The following is an 18,713-nucleotide window of genomic DNA, read 5'->3' on the forward strand; positions in this document are numbered from 1 at the left end:
CGTCCTCAACTCCTTCGCCCGGTGCGCATGCGCAGCCGGAACGCCAACCGGCTGTCCTTGCCCGAGACCTTCACTCGGCTCAGCTCGAAGCGCCGCGCGCAAATATCCGCGTCGATGCCCTCGACGGTGGTCACGGCGTTGTCGAACCCTGCAGCTTCGGTCAATCGCACATCTTGTGCATCATAGATCCCAAAGGGGTAGGCGAACGATCGTACCGGTGCGTCGAAGCGTTGCTCAAGCTGCTCACGCCCGTCGGCGATTTCCGCCTTTTTGCCAATCGCGTCTAGCCGGGCGAGGTTGGCATGGGTCCGCGTGTGGCCGCCGAGCTCCCAGCAGCCGGATGCGAGCATCGCCCGGACCTGGTCGTCACTGAGCTTGGGCTCGTGCATCAGCTCGCCGCTGTCGTGGTGGGCCTTCTTGGACGTCGACCAGTCCCGGTCAAACCGATCCACCACCAGATAGAGGGTCGCACAGGCGCCGTACTTCTGCAGTATCGGATGAGCGTTGCGATAATTGTCCTCAAAGCCGTCATCGAAGGTCAGCAGCACGGTTTTAGCCGGCAGCGCGGCGGGATCGGCCAGTTCCGACATCAAGGCAAAGTGCCAGCCGTTCTGCTTCAACCAGCGCACCTGATACTCGAACATCGCCGGCGGCACGCGCAACTTGTTGAACCTGGCCCTCGGGCGATGCTCACTCACCATGTGGTACATCAGGATGCGGGGGTGCGAGTTATCCACAGCGGGGCGCCACCAGGCATAGCGGTGGCTGAAAACAGCACTGGCCAGCAACAGTGTCACGCCTAGCCAGATCAAGGACAGAGCTCCCGGTACACCGCCAGGGTCTGTTCCAGCATAGTGCTTTGCAGGAAAACCGAATTCCCGCTCGGGCGCTCACCACCGCCCAGCAGCGCTCTAACGGTACCTGCCAGAGCCTCCTTGTCACCCAGCGGCACGGCACCTGCGGGATAGAGTGCGGCCAGTATTTCTCCCACGCCACCGTGGGCATAACCGGCCACCGGCACACCCATGCTCAGTGCCTCGGCCACGGTGCGGCCAAAGGACTCGGGCTTGGTCGACAGCGACAGCACCAGGTCGGATATGGCGTAGATATCACGGATATCATCGCGCCCACCGGTCAGGGTGATGTCGGCGCCCAGATCCAGCGCCTTGATGCGTGTGCGGATTTCCTGGGCATAGGCCTGGCGCTTGGGATCTTCACCGCCGACGATCAGACCATGTACCGGACTACCGGCGGTTTTCAGCGCCAGTATCAGGTCGATAAAGTCATTATGCCCCTTGAGCCTCGTCAGGCGACCGGGAAGAGTAAGCACCCGCTTACCGACAAGCGCCGGATATTCAGATTTCCAACGTTCAAGCCAGGCCGACTCCGGTCTGTAGCCATGGGGGAACTCCAGCGGGTCGATGCCGCGATAGATGCGCCTTAGCCGCGACATGTCGGTCTGCGGGTAGTTGTCTCGAATGTAGGCTTCAACCGTTTTCGATACCGCGATCACCCGCTCACCCCGGCACATGATGCCACTGTAACCAGACACCGAATACAGGCCATGCACAGTTGTCACCAGGCCTGGACGGGTGTTTTTCGGCAGGCCTTTCCACGCATGCCAGGCCACCCAGGCCGGCATGCGCGAGCGCAGATGCAGAATGTCCGGCTGCTCCTGCTTCAGCCATTGCCTGAGGGCCCAGATGTTGCGCAGCGTCCAGGGAGACTTGCGCCCCAGGTCCCAGCACAGATGACGGCTGCCGTCGCGCTCCAGCGGTTCTACCATGCGGCCGCCGGCAGAAATCACAATAGACTCATGGCCCTGTTCCACCAGCGCGCGGGCCACTTCCAGCGTGCCCTTCTCGACACCGCCGCCCTGCAGGGCCGGTAACAATTGCACGACCTTCATAAAAGAAACCGCTCCTGTAGCTCCTGGGCACAGCGTCCCGCTTCATTGAATCCCTGTGCCGGCGCCTCTAACGGCTGGCCCTGCCATTGCGCCAGCGAGCACACCTGGGCGCGCTGCAACAGACTCGCGACACCCCGCGCCACTCGACTGTCGGCAGCGGGCTCAAGATCCAGCAGGCCCACCGCACAACCGGCGCTGAGTGCTTCGTAGATCATCGACACGCTATCAGCACTGACCCAGCAACACTCTGCCGCACCCAGCTGCGCCGGCAGCCAGTCGGCGTCGGTCTGTTCGGGCAAGACCAGTTCAATACCCGGGATGGCGGCCAGCGCCTGCTGCATGGATAGCGGCGTGCGTCTGGAGGTCACGACCCGCCAGTGACGCGGATCGCGCGCCAGCAGAATACGCAGCTGCGCCAGTATCTGTTCATCATTCCACTGAAAATGTTTCGACGGCCCACCCAGCAGAATCAAGCCATAGCCGGGGGCCTTGGAACCAGGCTGCATCCGATTGAGCGCACCCTGGGTGCTGATCACATTGCCGCGCACAGGCGGACAGTCGTGTTCCGGAATAAGACACAGATCAAACCAGCCCAGCGGCAGGCTTGGGCGCATCAGCACCACGGCTGGCGCACCGCAGATCCTGCGCAGCGCCAGCAGACTCAGATGAGTGCCGTGACCGGCACCTATCAGCAGCGAGGGTTTGGAGGTTGGCCATTTCAGTCGCCCCAGAAACGCCTGCATCAGCTGCGAGCCCGACAGTGGTGATCGGGTTTCGATCACGGCGTCGGGCTGCAACGCCTGCACCGCACGGGCCAGTCCCAACGACTGGTTGAGGTGCCCAGGCTTGCCGTCGCTGATAATGCAGATATGGGTCACTGAGCATCCTGTTGCGAGCCTGTCTTTAAGGGCGAAAGTTACGGGCGTGGCGACTATGCATGGCCCTTTGCCCACGCGGGCGAGGCTTGCGCCTGCACAGCCGGCTGACCATGATAATCAAATTCCCGTCAAAGACCCACGTCACAGGCGCCGAAATTGGCCCGAGCCCGGCAACAGCGGCACCCGGCGAGCGCGAAATATCGGTTCTGACCCATTTTTTACGCGCCAGACAATTCCATTTTTTCTGAGGATGCTTACAATCTAGCGTCCTGTATTATAGATCTGCGATGGCTCTATCACTCCTGCCTCCGCGAGGACTCTATTTTTCCGCACTTGTTTTTAGGATGGTCAGTATGGCGGCTTTCGGCTCACTTTTTATGCCAGAAATGGCGATTTCCTGGTTTGATGGCTCTAGCTGGAGTGAGAGTCAGGTGGTATCGAGCGACAGCATCCAGCTGCACCCTGGCGCTCATGTCCTGCACTACTCCAGCACCTGTTTTGAAGGCCTGAAGGCATTTCGCCATGCAGACGGTTCCATCAAGATTTTCCGCATGGACCAGAACATTGCCCGTTTTGCCCAGAGCGCCGAGCTGCTGGCGCTGCCAAGGATCGACGCCGCCCAGACCACCCGCATGATTACCGAGATCGTGGCACGCTTTGCTGACGAAGTGCCGGCGCCTCCGGGATCCATGTATATCCGTCCGACACACTTTGGCACCGAGCCTGCCATTGGCAAGGCCGCCGTCCCCTCCCTGACGTCATGCCAGTACGTGCTGTTGTCGCCGGTGGGTGACTACTTCGCCGGTGGCGACAAGGCACTGCGCCTGCTGATCGATGACCAGGGCATGCGCTGCCCGCCGCACATGGGCATGGTCAAGAGTGGCGGCAACTACGCCGGTGCCCTGCGCCCGATCATGAAGGCCCGCGCTGAAGCCCAGGCCGACCAGGTACTCTTCTGCCCCGGTGGTGATGTCCAGGAAACCGGCGCCGCCAACTTCCTGCTGATCGACGGCGACGAGATCATCACCAAGGCGCTGGACGAAAGCTTCCTGCACGGCGTTACCCGCGACTCCATTCTGACGCTGGCGCGGGACCGGGGCATGAAGGTCTCGGAGCGTGCGCTCAGCATCGACGAGCTGCTTGAGCGCGCCGCCAAACCGGGTTGCGAAGCGGCGCTGTCCGGCACCGCAGCGGTACTGGCGCCGGTCGGCACCCTGATTTACCACGGCAAGGAATACCCGGTTGGCAACGGCGGCGTTGGCGCCACCACGGTCAAACTGCGCCAGGCACTGAATGATATCCAGTGGGGCAAGGCCGAAGACAGGCACGGCTGGCTCACCAGCATCTGATCAGCGTTACACGACCACGGGCAATCTCCGTAATAAAAGAAAAAGCGCCAGACAGTGATGTCTGGCGCTTTTTGCTCCTTGCCCCTTGAACCTGCATCCCAAAAGCTTCGCCGCGAGACGCGGCTCCTACGATACCTCGAAGTTCGCCTGGGGCTCATTTCCCGGAATTCGCAAGCTCATTCCAGGTACGGGCGCGGCGTTCCATCATGCAGCCCCAGGCTCCATCAGCTGTGCCCAGATGCGGCTCACCGCCGCGCGGTAGTCCCCCATCTCCGAGGCGGCAATCACACTCGATTGTTCCTGCATGCTCAGGCGGTGCCCCGCCGAACGGTACGCCTTGTAGGCCTCGCGCAAACTCTCGGCATCCGCGGCCGAAAGCAGGCCGACCTGCTCAGCCGCATCCAGAATGCGGATATTGTCGGTAAACTCCAGCAGCTGCGGATAGCGGCCGCCATGGGCCAGCACGCAGTACTGCACCAGGAACTCGATATCGACGATCCCGCCCCTGTCCTGCTTAAGGTTGAAGACGCCCTGTGCATCATCGGTCACAGGCTTGCTGCCCAGGTGATCGCGCATCTTGATGCGCATATCACACACCTCCTGACGCAACTGGGCCTGGTCCCGCGGCTGGGACAGAATCTCGGCCCGCACCTGCTCAAAGGCCCGCGCCAGGCGCGGACAACCGGCCACCACCCGTGCCCGCGACAGCGCCTGATGCTCCCAGGTCCAGGCTTCCTTGTGCTGATACTCGGCAAAGGCCTTGAGCGAACTGACCAGCAGCCCGGCATTGCCTGACGGCCGCAGCCGCATGTCCACTTCATACAGCAAGCCACCGGCGGTGAAGGTGCTGAGAATATGAATGATGCGCTGTCCCAGGCGGGTAAAAAACACGTTATTGAACACCGGCTTCTCCCCTGTGGTGGACAGATTGGGGTCCGCATCGTGCAGGAACACCAGATCCAGATCCGAACCGTAGGACAGTTCAATCCCGCCCAGCTTGCCATAGCCCACAATGACAAAGTCAGGATCACAGGGCTCCCCGGGCGCTTTCTGTGGCACACCATGCTTTTCCACCAGCAGGCGCCAGGCAATATCGAACACCGCCTCCAGAATGCTTTCGGCGGTCCAGGTCAGGTAGTCACTGACCTTCATCAACGGCAGGGCGCCAGTAATATCGGAGGCTGCCACCCGCAGTACATGGGCATTCTTGAAGTAGCGCAGTGCCTCCATCTGCTGCTCGACATCCTCCTGCGGGATACGCAGCAGATGCTGGTGCAATTCGCGCTGCAGCACCTGCTTGTCGGGCGGCGCATAGAGCGTACGCGGATCAATCAGCTCATCCAGCAGTATGGGCAGGCGCGTCAGCTTGTCGGAAAACCAGCTGCTGCCGGAACAGAGCCTGACCAGCTGGCGCAGGGCCCCGGGATTCTCGGCCAGCAGCACCAGATAGGCGGAGCGGCGCAGCACCGCCTGAATCAGTTGCAGTACCCGCGCCAGGGTTTCGCTGGCGTTATCCACCGTCGCTACATCCATCAGCAACCGCGGCATCACGATGCGCAACCGTTCCAGCGCCACGGTCTGCAGGGTGGCCAGGGTACGGGAGCTGCGCAGATCATTCAGCTGCTGCAGGCTGCGAGCGGGGTCATCAAAGCCCTGCTCAGCCAGATACTGCGAGGCCGCCTCCGGCTCCAGGGCGTCATCCCAGAGCGCCCGCCACTCGGCCACATCTTCCAGCACCTCGGCATTGGCACTCTTGCTCGGTGCAATCACATCGGCAAAATGCTGCCGCACATGGGCGCGATGCAGCTCCAGCTCGACACTGAAACTGTCCCAGTCGGCCGCGCCCATACTCCAGGCCAGACGCAGACGGTCCATGTCATCCGCGGGCAACTCCTGGGTTTGCCTGTCTGCCCGGGCCTGAAGCGCGTGTTCGACGTTGCGCAGGTAGGTATAGGCCACCTGCAGTTCATCGATCGCACCCTGGGGCATGCCAAACTCCGTCAGCAGCGGCAGTATGTTGAGCAGCTCGCGCTGTTGCAGCCTGGAATCGCGCCCGCCGCGAATAAGCTGAAACGCCTGGGCGATAAACTCCACCTCACGAATGCCGCCCGAGCCCAGCTTGATGTTCTGCTCCAGTCCCTTGCGCCGGACCTCACGGTTGATCATGTCCTTCATTTCACGCAGCGATTCGAAGGCGCCAAAATCGATGTACTTGCGGTAGACAAAGGGGCGCAGCAGTTCCTGCAGCCGGGCACCGGCCTTGATGTCACCGGCCACGACCCGGGCCTTGATCATGGCGTAGCGTTCCCATTCGCGCCCATGATCCTGGTAATAACCCTCCAGTGCGCCGAAGCTGCACGCCATAGGGCCGGCCGAGCCAAAGGGCCGCAGCCGCATGTCGACGCGGAACACGAAACCATCAATAGTGACATTGTCCAGCGCCTGAATCAGCTTCTGCCCCAGGCGAATAAAGAAATCCTGGTTTTCCAGGCTGCGCCGCGCCCCCTGGGTTTCGCCGTTGTGCGGGAAACTGAAGATCAGGTCGACATCCGACGACAGGTTCAGCTCGAAGGCACCCAGTTTGCCCATGCCCAGCACCACCATGCGCTGCGGCTGCGTTTGCCCCCGGGCATCGGGACGGGAGTGCGGCGTGCCCCATTTGTCGCAGGCGTCCTGGTACAGTTTTTCCAGCGCCAGGTCGATGCAGGTATCGGCCAGCCAGGACAGTTCGAGCGTTGTGCGGCGCATGTCGGCCTGGCGGGTCAGGTCGCGCCAGATGATGCGCACCATCTCGCGCTGGCGAAACTGGCGCAGACAGCGGTGCAAACCGGCTTCATCGCTCACCTGTGCCAGCAATGCCGCCAGCTGCTCGCGGTAGTGATTGGCGGAATAATCCCGTGCAAGATCCCCCCGTTCCAGCAGCTCCTGCAGCAAATCGGGCCTCTGCCGCAGCTGGGTGGCGACATAGTCACTGCCCACCAGCACGCAACTGAGCTGGCGCGCAAACTCTTGGGCCGTCAACGGGCCGGATGCGAATTCCAGCGGCTCCAGCACATCGGCCAGCGCCTGCCAGTGCTGTTCAACCAGCCCGTGCAGCGGCTGCGGTATCAGATCAAGTTGCGGTGCAAGCATGCGTTTCCTACTCCCTGAAGCTGCCATATTTTTAGCTTGATATACCTGCAGAGCTTACCAGAGTCGACGCAGGAGGCCGACCTGCGCGGCTCACCCCAGGTCCGGTATCACAGGCGCTGCAACAGAGCGCCGAAGCCGAGCAGTACCCGCCCGGTTGCGGGATCCTTCAGCAGCGCATCCAGCTGGCCCGCGGCAACCGGTGCCTGCGCCCTTGCCCAGACCTCTCCTGCTGCCTTATCGAACCTGGGCTGCAGCCGACGCCAACCCAGCGCCCGCTCAAGCGCCTGGCATAGTTGCGCCAGGGGTGCCTGCAACTCGGCCGTTAACGGCAGCAGGGCCGAAAAGCAATGCAGCAGGGTCTGCAACTCCAGGCAGGCAGCGGCGGCGCTTTCAGCGCCCGACCAGTCACGGGCCATGCATTGCGCCATGCCTGGGTCCAGGCTGAGAGAACCGCGCCAGCCATCAAGACCACGGCTGGCGCGGGTCAGCGCGCGCTGGGCGAGAGCTGTAAAAGTATCCTCTGAATTCAGCTCGGCGGGGTGCAAGGGGGCCTCGGGGCGCTCGTCCATAGCCCCCAGCAGGCGATAACCCCGCTCGGCCTTGCTGATATCGCTCAGCAACACCGGAACTGCCTCGGCCAGTATCATGGCAACGCTATACAGATCCGCCGCCGAGCCCTGCTTGAGTTCAAGCTCCAGCTCACACAGCGCCGTGGTCACCGCAGCGGCGCCGGCCGCTGTCGCGCTCACCAGGCCCCGATCCAGCACCAGCTCGATCAGTGCCTGCTCACCGCCGGTGCTCTGTGGCCGCAGCATCCAGCTGGTGCGCTCAAAATCGGTGCTAAAGGCCGGTACAATGCGCCGCTGCACCTCGCTCCCCTGCAGCGCCTCGGGCCAGTCCGCCGTCGCCAAAAGGCTGTAATCCAGTTCGGGCGTCGGCAGATCCCATTCCCATTCGTTACGCTGATGCAAACCGCCGCGGCTCGACCCCCGGGTTTTCAGGGTCTGGATATAGCGCTCACCCTGCTCGCGAATACGCAGCGCCACACGGTGCTGCGCCAGCAGCCGATCGGGGGTGTCGAAATACTGGTTACTCAGGCGCTGACAGGCACCCGAATCAGACTCTGCCAGTAGCGGCAGAGCCATGAATGCAGCCGCCTGCTGCGGATCGATACTCAGCTTTAACTCAATTTCCCGCGCCATGAATGCTTCCGTCTAGAAGGGTTGAATAAGGAGTTTAACCGCCCGGCAGCGCCCTGCGTAAGATCGGAACGGGACTAACACCACGGCTGCCTGGGCATAAAAGTGTTAAAAAAATATTCCACTTTTACTACACCAGCGCTTTATGCCCACTTATACTTGCGCCCGAAGTCGTGACAACCAACAGGGATACCCCATGGTAACCAATAATCCGATTCTGCAGATGTTTGCACGCTCGCCGTTCAAACCCATGCAGGAACACATTGCCAAGGCTCAGTCTTGCGCCCTTCAGCTGATTCCATTCTTTGATGCCGTAATGGCTAATGACTGGGAAGCAGCTGCGGCCGTCCAGCAGCGGATTGCTGTACTGGAGCATGAAGCGGATGCGATGAAAAAGGAGGTTCGTACGCACCTGCCCAACAGCATTTTTCTGCCCGTCCCCAGGGCCGATCTGCTTGAACTGCTGCGCATGCAGGACAAGATCGCGAACCGTTCCAAGGACATCGCCGGCCTGATGCTCGGGCGCAAAATGGCCGTACCCGCTGCGATCCAGCCACAGATGAGCCTCTTTGTCCGCAGTGCGCTGCAGACATCCGCCCAGGCCCTGACAGCGCTGAACGAACTGGACGAACTGATCAGCTCGGGTTTCGGTGGTCATGAAGTCAAGTCTGTTGAAGGGATGATCAACAGCATTGACGACCTCGAACACGATGCCGACGACCTGGAGCGCGAAATCCGCAGCGCCTTGTTCGCCGTGGAAAAAGACATGCACCCGATCGATGCGATGTTCCTGTACAAGGTCATCAACTGGATCGGCGACCTCGCCGACCGCGCCCAGCAAGTAGGCGCGCGCCTGCAATTGCTGCTCGCACGCTAAGCCTTTCGTACCAAGGATTTCCACATGAACATGATTGCACAGCACGGCGATATGATCGTCATCCTTGCCTGCATCTTCGGTTTCTTCATGGCCTGGGGCGTAGGCGCCAATGACGTTGCCAATGCCATGGGCACCTCAGTCGGCTCCCGTGCCCTGACCCTGAAACAGGCGATCATGATCGCCATTCTGTTCGAGTTTGCCGGCGCCTACCTGGCCGGCGGCGCAGTCACAGACACTATCCGCAAGGGTATTATTGATCCGGACCTGCTCGCAGGCTCACCGGATCTGCTGATTTACGGCATGCTCGCCGCCTTGCTGGCCGCGGGCCTCTGGCTGCTGATTGCCACCCATTACGGCTGGCCGGTATCCACTACCCACTCCATCGTGGGTGCCATTGTCGGCTTTGCCGCCGTGGGCATATCGCCGGAGGCGGTACAGTGGGGCAAGGTCACCAGCATTGTTGCCAGCTGGGTAGTGTCGCCACTGATGGCCGGATTTATCGCCTTCTTCCTGTTCCGTACGGTGCAGGCGCTGATCCTGGATACGGCAGATCCGTTCAAGAACGCCAAAAAATATGTGCCTGCCTACATCTTTCTGGTCGGTTTCATCATTGCCATGGTGACCTTCACCAAGGGCCTCAAGCATATTGGCCTGCACCTTAGCTGGACCGAAAGTGTGCTCTACTCCGTCGGCTTTGGTATTTTCACCCTGCTGGTGGGTGTGATGCTGCAGCGCAACATCCAGCCCAACCCAGTGGCGGATCGTGACTACCACTTTGCCAGCGTCGAGAAGATTTTTGCCATCCTGATGATGTTCACAGCCTGCGCCATGGCCTTTGCCCACGGTTCCAATGACGTGGCCAATGCCGTTGGTCCGCTGGCCGCCATCGTCGGCGTTGTCAGCGCAGGCGGTGCCGTGGCACAGAAAACCTCAATGCCCACCTGGATTCTGCTGCTCGGTGGCGCAGGTATCGTTGCCGGCCTGATGATGTATGGCCACAAGGTTATCGCGACCGTGGGCAACAACATCACGGAACTCACACCGAGTCGCGGTTTTGCCGCGACCCTGGCGGCAGCCACCACCGTGGTAATCGCATCGGGTACCGGTCTGCCGATTTCCACCACCCACACCCTGGTGGGCGCCGTACTGGGCGTGGGCATGGCCCGAGGCCTGGCGGCACTAAACTTGCGCGTGGTTGGCACCATCTTTATATCCTGGATCATTACCCTGCCGGCCGGCGCACTGCTGGCCATCATGTTCTTCTTCATGTTCAAGGGCATGTTCAGCTAGCAATCCAAACCCGCTCTACGCAAATGGCGCCTTCATCCGAAGGCGCCATTTCTGTTTTCAGTGCCCTCTAGCAGCCTGTCGGACTTGGCCGATCGTAGCGAGGGAAAGACCGATTTGAGTTAGTTTTTGAGCTCTTTTGAGGCAAATAGTGGTTCTATTTAACAAGAAAGAGTACAAAAAATAATCAAATTCGGCTTTTCCGCAGTAGATCAGTGGTAAGTCCGACAGGCTGCAAATCTGCCAGGACACAACATAGACCAGTGTCCGTAAAGCCTGCACAATAGAGCGCATGTCATCTGCCTTCGAGGTCTGTCATGCCCGCCGCCATTCCCGATCTGGCCACCATGTTGCGCGAACTGATCGCGGTTCCGTCAATCAGCTGCTCGTCCCCCGACTGGGACCAAAGCAACCACGGCGTTATCACCAAGCTTGAAAGCTGGCTGTCGGATCTGGGCTTTAGCACCGAGGTGATGCCCGTGCCCGGCCAGCCCGGCAAATCCAACCTGATCGCCACCCTGGGGACAGGGCCCGGCGGACTGGTGCTGTCCGGCCATACCGATACCGTTCCCTGCAACAGCGAGCTGTGGAAAAGCGATCCGTTTCGCCTCGATGAACGGGACAACCGCTTCTACGGCCTTGGCACCTGCGACATGAAGGGCTTCTTCCCGATTGCCATTGAAGCGGCACGGCGCTTCGTGGGTCAGCCCCTTAAGCAGCCGCTGATCATCCTGGCGACCGCCGATGAGGAAAGTTCCATGAGCGGCGCCCGCGCTTTGGCCGAAGCCGGCCGCCCCAAGGCCCGTTATGCCGTCATTGGCGAGCCAACCAGTATCAAGCCCATTTACATGCACAAGGGCATCATGATGGATGTGGTGCGGGTCCGCGGCCGCTCCGGCCATTCCTCGGACCCAAGCCTGGGTGCCAGCGCGCTTGAAGCCATGCACAGCGTTATGGGGGAGCTGATCGCCTTTCGCCGCGAGCTGCAGCAGCAGTATCGGCAGAGCGATTTCACCGTCTCGGTACCGACCCTGAATCTGGGCTGCATCCACGGTGGCGACAACCCCAACCGCATCTGTGGCCGCTGCGAGCTGGAGTTCGACCTGCGCCCGCTCCCGGGCATGAGTATCGATGTACTGCGCGAATCCATCCACAAGCGTCTGGCACCCCTGCAGCAGCCCTTCGGCGTAACCATCGATGTCGAGGAGCTGTTCCCGGGCATACCGCCGTTCCAGAATTCGCGTACATCGGAACTGGTACGCACCGCAGAACAACTGACCGGCCACCAGGCCGAAGCGGTTGCATTCGGTACCGAGGCACCCTTCCTGCAGGGCCTGGGGATGGATACCATCGTCATGGGACCCGGCAGTATTGCCCAGGCGCACCAGCCCGACGAATACCTCGACCACGACCAGATCAACCCCATGGTTGCGGTGCTTGAACAACTGATTCAGAAATACTGCCTGCACGGCGCAACGGACTCCTGACGTGACAAACGACATCCAGCAATACGTAAACTGGTTCCGCCAGTCATCGCCCTACATCAACGCTCACCGCGGCAAGACGTTCGTACTGATGCTCGGGGGTGATGCGGTGGTGGACGCCAATTTCGCCAATATCGTGCATGACATAGTGCTGCTCAACAGCCTGGGCGTACGCCTGGTGCTGGTATACGGATCGCGCCTGCAGATCGAACAGCGCCTGGCGGAACGGGGCCTGCAGTCACGCCTGCACCACGACATGCGCGTGACCGACAGCGAGACCCTGAACTGCGTTATCGATGCCTGTGGTTATCAGCGCTGCCTTATCGAGGCCCGGCTGTCGATGGGACTGGCCAACACGCCTATGCACGGTGCGCGCATTCGCGTCTGCTCCGGCAACTTTGTAACAGCACGCCCCTACGGCATCCATGAGGGTATGGACCTGATGCATACCGGTGAAGTGCGCCGGGTAGACAAGACCGCCATCGCGCGCCACCTGGATCAGGGCGAAATCATCCTGCTGTCCAATATTGGCTACTCCCCCACCGGGGAAATGTTCAACCTGGCCATCGAGGAGGTCGCGACTGAAGCCGCCAAGGCGCTGGGCGCCGAAAAGCTGATCCTGTTTGGCTCCACTAAAGGTGTGTTCGACAGCAGCGGCGTGCTGCGCAGCGAACTGCTGACCCGCACCGCCGAGCGCATGGTCAAGCAGTACCTCACCCGTATGGAGTCCGAAGCGCCGGATCAGGAATATACCGAACTGTCGCGCCAGCTCGACGCCGCCGTGATCGCCTGCAACCACGGCATCCCCCGTTGCCACCTGATCAGCTACCAGGAGAACGGAGCCCTGCTGAGCGAGCTGTTTACCCGCGACGGCGCCGGCACCATGGTGGTACGCGAATCCTACGAACAGGTGCGCCAGGCGTCTATTGAGGATGTCGGTGGCATTCTGGAACTCATAGCCCCGCTGGAACAGGCCGGCATTCTGGTGCGGCGTTCACGCGAACTGCTGGAAGCGGAGATCGAACAGTTCACCATAGTGGAGCGCGATGGCGCCATTATCGCCTGCGCGGCACTTTATCCGTTCAGCAATGAAGGTATGGGGGAGCTGGCCTGTGTGGCGGTGTCCAACCTCTATCGCGGCGGCGAGCGCGGAGACATGCTGCTCGGCGCCATCGAGGATGTGGCCCGGGAAATGGGGTTATCGCAGTTATTTGTGCTGACCACGCGCACGGCGCACTGGTTTGTCGAGCGCGGTTTTGTCGAGGCGCCGCTGGAACAGCTGCCCGGCAAGCGCAAGGAACTCTACAACTACCAGCGTAACTCCAAGGTCTTTATCAAACCTATCTGACACTCGGCAACAACCCAGCAACGATTCGTGCAAGGTCTTTATCAAGCCGATCTGAGCGTCCGCACTGCGGATCAGGCGACAGCTCAGGCCACGCTGGCGGCCGCTCTTCAGACGGAGACGGCCGGCAGCAGGATGCGAAAACGGGCACCGCCGAGCGGCGACTCATGGATACTGAGCTCGCCGTTGTAGCTGCTGAGAATATCCACCGCCACCGCCAGACCAATGCCCTGCCCCGGCGCCGAGGTATCAAGCCGCTCGCCGCGCTGCAGCACCACATCACGGCGCTCGGGCGACACTCCGGCACCATCGTCGTCTATATAGATCTGCAGGTTGTCGGCATCCTGCAGCCTGGCAACCACGCGCACCTTCTGCTGACCATACTTGCAGGCGTTTTCCAGCAGATTGCCCAGCAGCTCCATCAGATCCCGTTCATCGCCGGCAAAGCGCAGCCCTTCGGCCAGCTGGTGTTCAATCTGCACGTCCTTGTCACGGTAAACTTTGATCAACGCCTGGGAGATACGCTGCACTATGGGCGCCACATCCACGCCGGCGGCAATCTGCCGGCCCTGACTCTTCACCGCCCGGGCCAGCTGATACTGCACTATCTGCCCCATGCGCTCGGTCTGGTCATTGACGATGTGCTGGTACTCATCATAGGGCAGGGCTTCCTCAGCCAGCCCGCGAATCACCGCCAGCGGCGTCTTGAGACTGTGCGCCAGATCCCCCAGAGTATTACGGTAGCGCTCGCGCTGACGCCGTTCGCTGTCGAGCAGCAGATTGAGATTTTCGGTCACCGGCTGCACTTCCAGCGGATAGGCGCCTTCCAGCTTGCGGGCGTCGCCGCTCTCAATACGCTTGAGATCCAGCGCCAGGGCGTCCAGCGGTTTGAGACTCCAACGCAGAATCACGTACTGCACCAGAATGGCCAGCAAAAACAGCAGGCTGAGCCAGCTCACCAGCTGATTGCGATAGGCCCGCAACTCGGCCTGCAGCGGCCGGTCAGTTTCCAGCACGTTGATCAGGTACTGATGCTCCCGGCCGGCGCTTTCCCACACCACCGGGTACTGGTACAGATAGAGGCCGTGTTCGGGCAAATGGGTAAACAGGACGTCCCCGGGGGCCAGGGGCGTATCGTGCAACGCCAGCAGCAGGGACGCCGACAGCAGCATGCTGGATTCGGAGCGCCATTGCAGCGCGCCGCTGCGGCTTTCAATCACACCATAGAGACCGGACTCTACCTGTCCGAAGCGCGGCTCGCGCAGCGCCTGGGGAATACTCAGCCGCCCCTCCTGAAATTCAGCGGCGCCCAGCAGCAGGTATACCTGCAGCTTGAGGCGTTCACGCTCGGCGGTTTCAAGGCTGTGCAGAAATGCATTTTGCAGTGCAAACCAGGCACTGAAGAAAACCACCGGCAGCAGACTGCAGGAAAAAAACAGCAGGCGCGCCCTGAGAGAGCGTACCCGGGGGCGGAGCAGTCGCAGCATCAGTCCTGGGTAACCTGCGCCAGATCAAAGCGATAACCCAGGCCGCGCACGGTCGTAATGGGTTGCAGGGTCTGGTCCGGATCCAGCTTCTGGCGCAGGCGGCGTATAAACACCTCCAGCACGTTGCTGTCACGGTCAAAGTCCTGGTGGTACAGGTGCTCGGTCAGCTCGGTCTTGGAAATGGTCTTGCCGGCATTCAGGATCAGGTATTCCAGGGTGCGGAACTCGTAGCTGGTGAGCTTCACCGGCCGGTCCTCCAGCGTCACCACCCGGCCCGAGGTATCCAGTGCTATGGGCCCGAAGCGCATCACCGGAGTCGCATGACCTGCAGCCCGGCGCACCAGCGCATTGAGACGCGCCATCAGCTCTTCGACATGAAACGGCTTCACCAGATAGTCGTCGGCGCCGGCTTCCAGCCCCTCGACCTTGTCCTGCCAATCGCCGCGCGCAGTCAGGATCAGCACTGGAAACAGCTTCTGTTCTGCCCGCCAGCGGCGAATCACTTCGACCCCGGACAGTTTGGGCAGCCCCAGATCCACCACCGCAAGATCGTAGGGATATTCCACCCCCATAAAGGCGGCATCTTCACCGTCGGCACTTTCTTCCACGGTGTAACCGCGACTCTCAAGCGCCGTTTTTAACTGGCGGCGCAAATCCTTGTCATCTTCGACGATCAGTACTTTCATCCGTCGTTACCCCTGGCATTGATTATCTGACCCGACTGGACATCCACCAGCACATCCCGCACCCGTCCGGCATTGACCAGACGGATGCGATAAGCCGGGCGTCCCTGAAATTCAATTTCGGTCGCCTTGACCACCTGACCCTTGTATTGGCTGCGAACCAGCTCGACCGCCTGCTGCACGCTGATGCCCCGCTCCGCCACTTGCAGCAGCGGGGCTTGCATTAACAGGCCCCCGGTGACATTTTCAGCCCGGGCAATCGGGACCAGCGCCAGGCACAGCATCAGCGCACACGAGGTAAAGCTGATGCCCGACAGGCGCCGAAGACTATAGGTTCGCAACATCAAGGTCCGCTCCTGATTCTATTCTTGTCCGGCCCTTCAGCCATGCCTGTGTACGGGTGCCACATCCACCTTGACGCGAATGCGCTTGCCGGGATGATCCGCCGTCGTGGTGTGATACACCTGACCTCGATAACGGTAACTGACGCGATATCCGGAAACGGTTTCATGATACTCCACATCCGGTTTTACGGCACAGCGCCGTTCGGTCACCGTGTCGTAGCGTTCATGCCGGCGGCCGGCCAGCTCGTGCCCCAGAGTGGCACCTACGGCCACCCCCACGGCGGTCCCTGCCTGATGCTGGTGACGGTCGCGTCCCAGCTCATGGCCGACGACACCACCGATAACACCGCCTACCAGCGCGCCACCGACGGCATCGCCGCGGCGGTAGCCATCGGCCCTGACCCGTACCTGCTCATTCCAGCAAACCTCTCGCTCAACCCTTATCCGCTCGCGCTGAATAATGGGATCAACGTCGACCACCTTGGCGTAGTCGTAGCGGCCATGATGTCTGGATTCGTGCCAGTCGTCACCGTCCCGGGAACCGGCCTGGGCCAGGGGCGCCAGTAGCCAGATCGCAATTAATCCTGTGCATAGTATGCGTGACATTATCTGCCTCCTTGATCTCAGGAATGCTTTACTCTGACACCTACTTTAGACAGGAGCGCCTGAATCCGGCATTAACTCCCCAGCCCCGCAGCAACACCACATCCGGCGGCAGTACTGCACCCTAGTTGGCTTCTGTTATACTCGCCGTTTCCCAATACAGGCGTGTCGCCAGCCATGCTGGCGCGCCGCAGCAGCCGAGGACACAAGGTCATGCCGCAATATCGTTCCAAGACCTCGACAGCCGGTCGCAACATGGCCGGCGCCCGCGCGCTCTGGCGCGCAACCGGAATGACTGACGAGGATTTCCACAAGCCGATTATCGCCATCGCCAACTCCTTTACCCAGTTCGTTCCCGGCCACGTCCACCTCAAGGACATGGGCCAGCTGGTGGCGCGTGAAATCGAGAAAGCCGGCGGTGTCGCCAAGGAATTCAACACCATCGCCGTCGATGACGGTATCGCCATGGGTCACGACGGCATGCTGTATTCGCTGCCGAGTCGCGACATCATTGCCGACTCGGTGGAATACATGGTCAATGCACACTGCGCCGATGCGCTGGTGTGCATATCCAACTGCGACAAGATCACCCCGGGAATGCTGATGGCCGCCATGCGCCTCAACATTCCGGTGATCTTCGTCTCCGGCGGCCCTATGGAAGCCGGCAAGACCAAACTGTCCGAGCACAAGCTGGACCTGGTCGACGCCATGGTGATTGCGGCTGACGACAGCGCCTCCGACGAAAAGGTCGCCGAGTACGAAAGATCCGCCTGCCCGACCTGCGGCTCCTGCTCCGGCATGTTCACCGCCAACTCCATGAACTGCCTGACCGAAGCCCTGGGCCTGTCCCTGCCGGGCAACGGTACCGTGCTGGCCACCCATGCCGACCGCGAAGAGCTGTTCCTCCAAGCCGGTCGTACCATCGTCGAACTGTCCAAGCGCTACTACGAGCAGGATGACGACAGCGCCCTGCCGCGCAGCATCGGCAATTTCAAGGCATTCGAAAACGCCATGACGCTGGATATCGCCATGGGCGGTTCCACCAACACCATCCTGCACCTGCTGGCCATCGCCCTTGAAGCCGAAATCGACTTCACCCTCAAGGATATCGACCGCCTGTCTCACGTGGTGCCCCAGCTGTGCAAGGTGGCGCCGAACACGCCCAAGTACCATGTCGAAGACGTGCACCGCGCCGGTGGCATCATGGCCATCCTTGGTGAACTGGACCGTGCCGGCAAGCTGCACAGCGACATCCCCACCGTCCACAGCCCCAGCATGAAGGCGGCGCTGGATAAGTGGGACATCATGCGCAACCCGTCTCCCGCCGTGGTGGAATTTTTCAAGGCTGGCCCCGCCGGCATCCCGACCCAGACGGCCTTCAGCCAGTCGACCCGCTGGCCCACGCTGGACGGCGACCGTGAAAACGGCTGCATCCGTTCCATTGAACACGCTTTCTCGCTGGAAGGCGGCCTGGCCGTCCTGTACGGCAACATCGCCGAAGATGGCTGCGTGGTGAAAACTGCCGGTGTTGACGACGACAACCTGGTATTCGAAGGCCCGGCGCATATCACCGAGTCCCAGGACGAAGCGGTACGCCATATCCTGGAAGACCGGGTCAAACCCGGCCACGTGGTGATAGTGCGTTACGAAGGCCCCAAAGGCGGCCCCGGCATGCAGGAAATGCTCTACCCGACGTCCTACCTCAAGTCCAAGGGATTGGGCAAGGCCTGCGCCCTGCTGACCGACGGTCGCTTCTCCGGCGGCACCTCGGGCCTGTCCATCGGACACGTATCGCCCGAAGCCGGCGCCGGTGGCGCTATTGGTCTGGTGGAAAACGGTGACATCATCCGCATCGACATCCCCAACCGCAGCATAGACGTGAAGCTGCCGATGGAAGAGCTGGCGCACCGCCGCGCGGTAATGGACAAGAAAGGCAAGGATGGCTGGAAGCCGGCAGAGCCACGTCCGCGCAAGGTTTCGGCGGCACTCAAGGCCTACGCCCTGCTGGCCACCAGCGCCGACAAGGGTGCGGTACGCGATCTCTCCAAGCTGGAGGACTAGGCGTCAGGCCCCGGCTGCACTGCAGCCGGGGCCTGAGCAGTGACCTTAAAGGCAGCTTCGGCTGCCTTTTGCGTT

The 18,713-nt window shown here is 61.2% G+C and carries 15 protein-coding genes; 6 read left to right on the plus strand and 9 right to left on the minus strand.

The window, feature by feature from the left end:
* Positions 1-5: 5 nt before the first annotated feature.
* The 3 genes from MRS74_RS01695 to MRS74_RS01705 are packed head-to-tail and all read right to left on the minus strand — an operon-like array spanning position 6 to position 2,787.
* Entirely contained in the window at positions 6-812 is an 807-nt protein-coding gene (locus tag MRS74_RS01695; protein WP_254578537.1) for a polysaccharide deacetylase family protein, read from the minus strand.
* Positions 809-1,909 carry a glycosyltransferase family 4 protein gene (locus MRS74_RS01700; protein ID WP_254578538.1) on the minus strand — a complete coding sequence of 367 codons (1,101 nt, stop codon included), beginning with the start codon at positions 1,907-1,909 and terminating at the stop codon, positions 809-811. The genes MRS74_RS01695 and MRS74_RS01700 overlap by 4 nt, the downstream gene beginning before the upstream one ends.
* Positions 1,906-2,787: a mitochondrial fission ELM1 family protein gene (locus MRS74_RS01705; protein ID WP_254578539.1), complete on the minus strand. Its 882-nt coding sequence runs from the start codon at positions 2,785-2,787 to the stop codon at positions 1,906-1,908. The genes MRS74_RS01700 and MRS74_RS01705 overlap by 4 nt, the downstream gene beginning before the upstream one ends.
* A gap of 353 nt (positions 2,788-3,140) precedes the next feature.
* On the opposite strand from MRS74_RS01705, the gene MRS74_RS01710 reads away from it, so the two are divergent.
* On the plus strand, positions 3,141-4,136 hold the full coding sequence (locus MRS74_RS01710; RefSeq protein WP_254578540.1) for a branched-chain amino acid aminotransferase: 996 nt from the start codon (positions 3,141-3,143) through the stop codon (positions 4,134-4,136).
* A 204-nt stretch (positions 4,137-4,340) separates the two neighbouring features.
* On the opposite strand, the gene glnE is transcribed toward MRS74_RS01710, so the two are convergent.
* Complete coding sequence (gene glnE, locus MRS74_RS01715) at positions 4,341-7,268, minus strand: bifunctional [glutamate--ammonia ligase]-adenylyl-L-tyrosine phosphorylase/[glutamate--ammonia-ligase] adenylyltransferase (RefSeq protein WP_254578541.1); 2,928 nt, start codon at positions 7,266-7,268, stop codon at positions 4,341-4,343.
* Positions 7,269-7,375: 107 nt separating this feature from the next.
* Positions 7,376-8,470 carry a CYTH domain-containing protein gene (locus MRS74_RS01720; RefSeq protein WP_254578542.1) on the minus strand — a complete coding sequence of 365 codons (1,095 nt, stop codon included), beginning with the start codon at positions 8,468-8,470 and terminating at the stop codon, positions 7,376-7,378.
* 193 nt (positions 8,471-8,663) lie between these two features.
* Between MRS74_RS01720 and MRS74_RS01725 the strand changes: the two genes are divergently transcribed.
* From MRS74_RS01725 to argA, 4 genes are all read left to right on the plus strand, one after another.
* The gene (locus MRS74_RS01725; RefSeq protein WP_254578543.1) at positions 8,664-9,344 is read left to right on the plus strand and encodes a TIGR00153 family protein; all 681 of its coding nucleotides are present in this window, start codon (positions 8,664-8,666) and stop codon (positions 9,342-9,344) included.
* A gap of 24 nt (positions 9,345-9,368) precedes the next feature.
* A complete protein-coding gene (locus MRS74_RS01730; protein WP_254578544.1) occupies positions 9,369-10,634 on the plus strand; it encodes an inorganic phosphate transporter in 1,266 nt (421 codons plus the stop codon).
* A gap of 314 nt (positions 10,635-10,948) precedes the next feature.
* A complete protein-coding gene (gene argE / locus MRS74_RS01735; protein ID WP_254578545.1) occupies positions 10,949-12,118 on the plus strand; it encodes an acetylornithine deacetylase in 1,170 nt (389 codons plus the stop codon).
* 1 nt (position 12,119) lies between these two features.
* Positions 12,120-13,463, plus strand: a complete 1,344-nt coding sequence (argA, locus tag MRS74_RS01740; RefSeq protein WP_254578546.1) for an amino-acid N-acetyltransferase — start codon at positions 12,120-12,122, stop codon at positions 13,461-13,463.
* Between the two features lie 107 nt (positions 13,464-13,570).
* On the opposite strand, the gene MRS74_RS01745 is transcribed toward argA, so the two are convergent.
* Genes MRS74_RS01745 through MRS74_RS01760 form a run of 4 tightly spaced genes read right to left on the minus strand, consistent with a single transcriptional unit; the run spans position 13,571 to position 16,580 of the window.
* Entirely contained in the window at positions 13,571-14,947 is a 1,377-nt protein-coding gene (locus MRS74_RS01745; RefSeq protein ID WP_254578547.1) for an ATP-binding protein, read from the minus strand.
* Positions 14,947-15,633: a response regulator transcription factor gene (locus MRS74_RS01750; protein ID WP_254578548.1), complete on the minus strand. Its 687-nt coding sequence runs from the start codon at positions 15,631-15,633 to the stop codon at positions 14,947-14,949. The genes MRS74_RS01745 and MRS74_RS01750 overlap by 1 nt, the downstream gene beginning before the upstream one ends.
* On the minus strand, positions 15,630-15,974 hold the full coding sequence (locus tag MRS74_RS01755) for a PepSY domain-containing protein (protein ID WP_254578549.1): 345 nt from the start codon (positions 15,972-15,974) through the stop codon (positions 15,630-15,632). The genes MRS74_RS01750 and MRS74_RS01755 overlap by 4 nt, the downstream gene beginning before the upstream one ends.
* 36 nt (positions 15,975-16,010) lie before the next feature.
* Positions 16,011-16,580 (minus strand): glycine zipper 2TM domain-containing protein, encoded by a 570-nt coding sequence (locus MRS74_RS01760; RefSeq protein ID WP_254578550.1) that lies wholly within the window; start codon positions 16,578-16,580, stop codon positions 16,011-16,013.
* A gap of 210 nt (positions 16,581-16,790) precedes the next feature.
* Here MRS74_RS01760 and ilvD point away from each other — a divergent pair, with 210 nt between their 5' ends.
* Positions 16,791-18,638, plus strand: a complete 1,848-nt coding sequence (ilvD, locus tag MRS74_RS01765; RefSeq protein ID WP_254578551.1) for a dihydroxy-acid dehydratase — start codon at positions 16,791-16,793, stop codon at positions 18,636-18,638.
* The last annotated feature ends 75 nt before the right edge of the window (positions 18,639-18,713 follow it).

The organism is Marinobacterium sedimentorum, from assembly GCF_024267675.1.
Taxonomy (GTDB): Bacteria; Pseudomonadota; Gammaproteobacteria; order Pseudomonadales; family Balneatricaceae; genus Marinobacterium_A; species Marinobacterium_A sedimentorum.

Excerpts from the sequence above, each read along its gene's own strand:
- MRS74_RS01700 (WP_254578538.1), bottom strand. The coding sequence starts at position 1,909 with ATGAAGGTCGTGCAATTGTTACCGGCCCTGCAGGGCGGCGGTGTCGAG.
- MRS74_RS01710 (WP_254578540.1), top strand. The coding sequence starts at position 3,141 with ATGGCGGCTTTCGGCTCACTTTTTATGCCAGAAATGGCGATTTCCTGG.
- glnE (WP_254578541.1), bottom strand. The coding sequence starts at position 7,268 with ATGCTTGCACCGCAACTTGATCTGATACCGCAGCCGCTGCACGGGCTG.
- MRS74_RS01720 (WP_254578542.1), bottom strand. The coding sequence starts at position 8,470 with ATGGCGCGGGAAATTGAGTTAAAGCTGAGTATCGATCCGCAGCAGGCG.
- MRS74_RS01725 (WP_254578543.1), top strand. The coding sequence starts at position 8,664 with ATGGTAACCAATAATCCGATTCTGCAGATGTTTGCACGCTCGCCGTTC.
- MRS74_RS01730 (WP_254578544.1), top strand. The coding sequence starts at position 9,369 with ATGAACATGATTGCACAGCACGGCGATATGATCGTCATCCTTGCCTGC.
- argE (WP_254578545.1), top strand. The coding sequence starts at position 10,949 with ATGCCCGCCGCCATTCCCGATCTGGCCACCATGTTGCGCGAACTGATC.
- MRS74_RS01745 (WP_254578547.1), bottom strand. The coding sequence starts at position 14,947 with ATGCTGCGACTGCTCCGCCCCCGGGTACGCTCTCTCAGGGCGCGCCTG.
- MRS74_RS01750 (WP_254578548.1), bottom strand. The coding sequence starts at position 15,633 with ATGAAAGTACTGATCGTCGAAGATGACAAGGATTTGCGCCGCCAGTTA.
- MRS74_RS01755 (WP_254578549.1), bottom strand. The coding sequence starts at position 15,974 with ATGTTGCGAACCTATAGTCTTCGGCGCCTGTCGGGCATCAGCTTTACC.
- MRS74_RS01760 (WP_254578550.1), bottom strand. The coding sequence starts at position 16,580 with ATGTCACGCATACTATGCACAGGATTAATTGCGATCTGGCTACTGGCG.
- ilvD (WP_254578551.1), top strand. The coding sequence starts at position 16,791 with ATGCCGCAATATCGTTCCAAGACCTCGACAGCCGGTCGCAACATGGCC.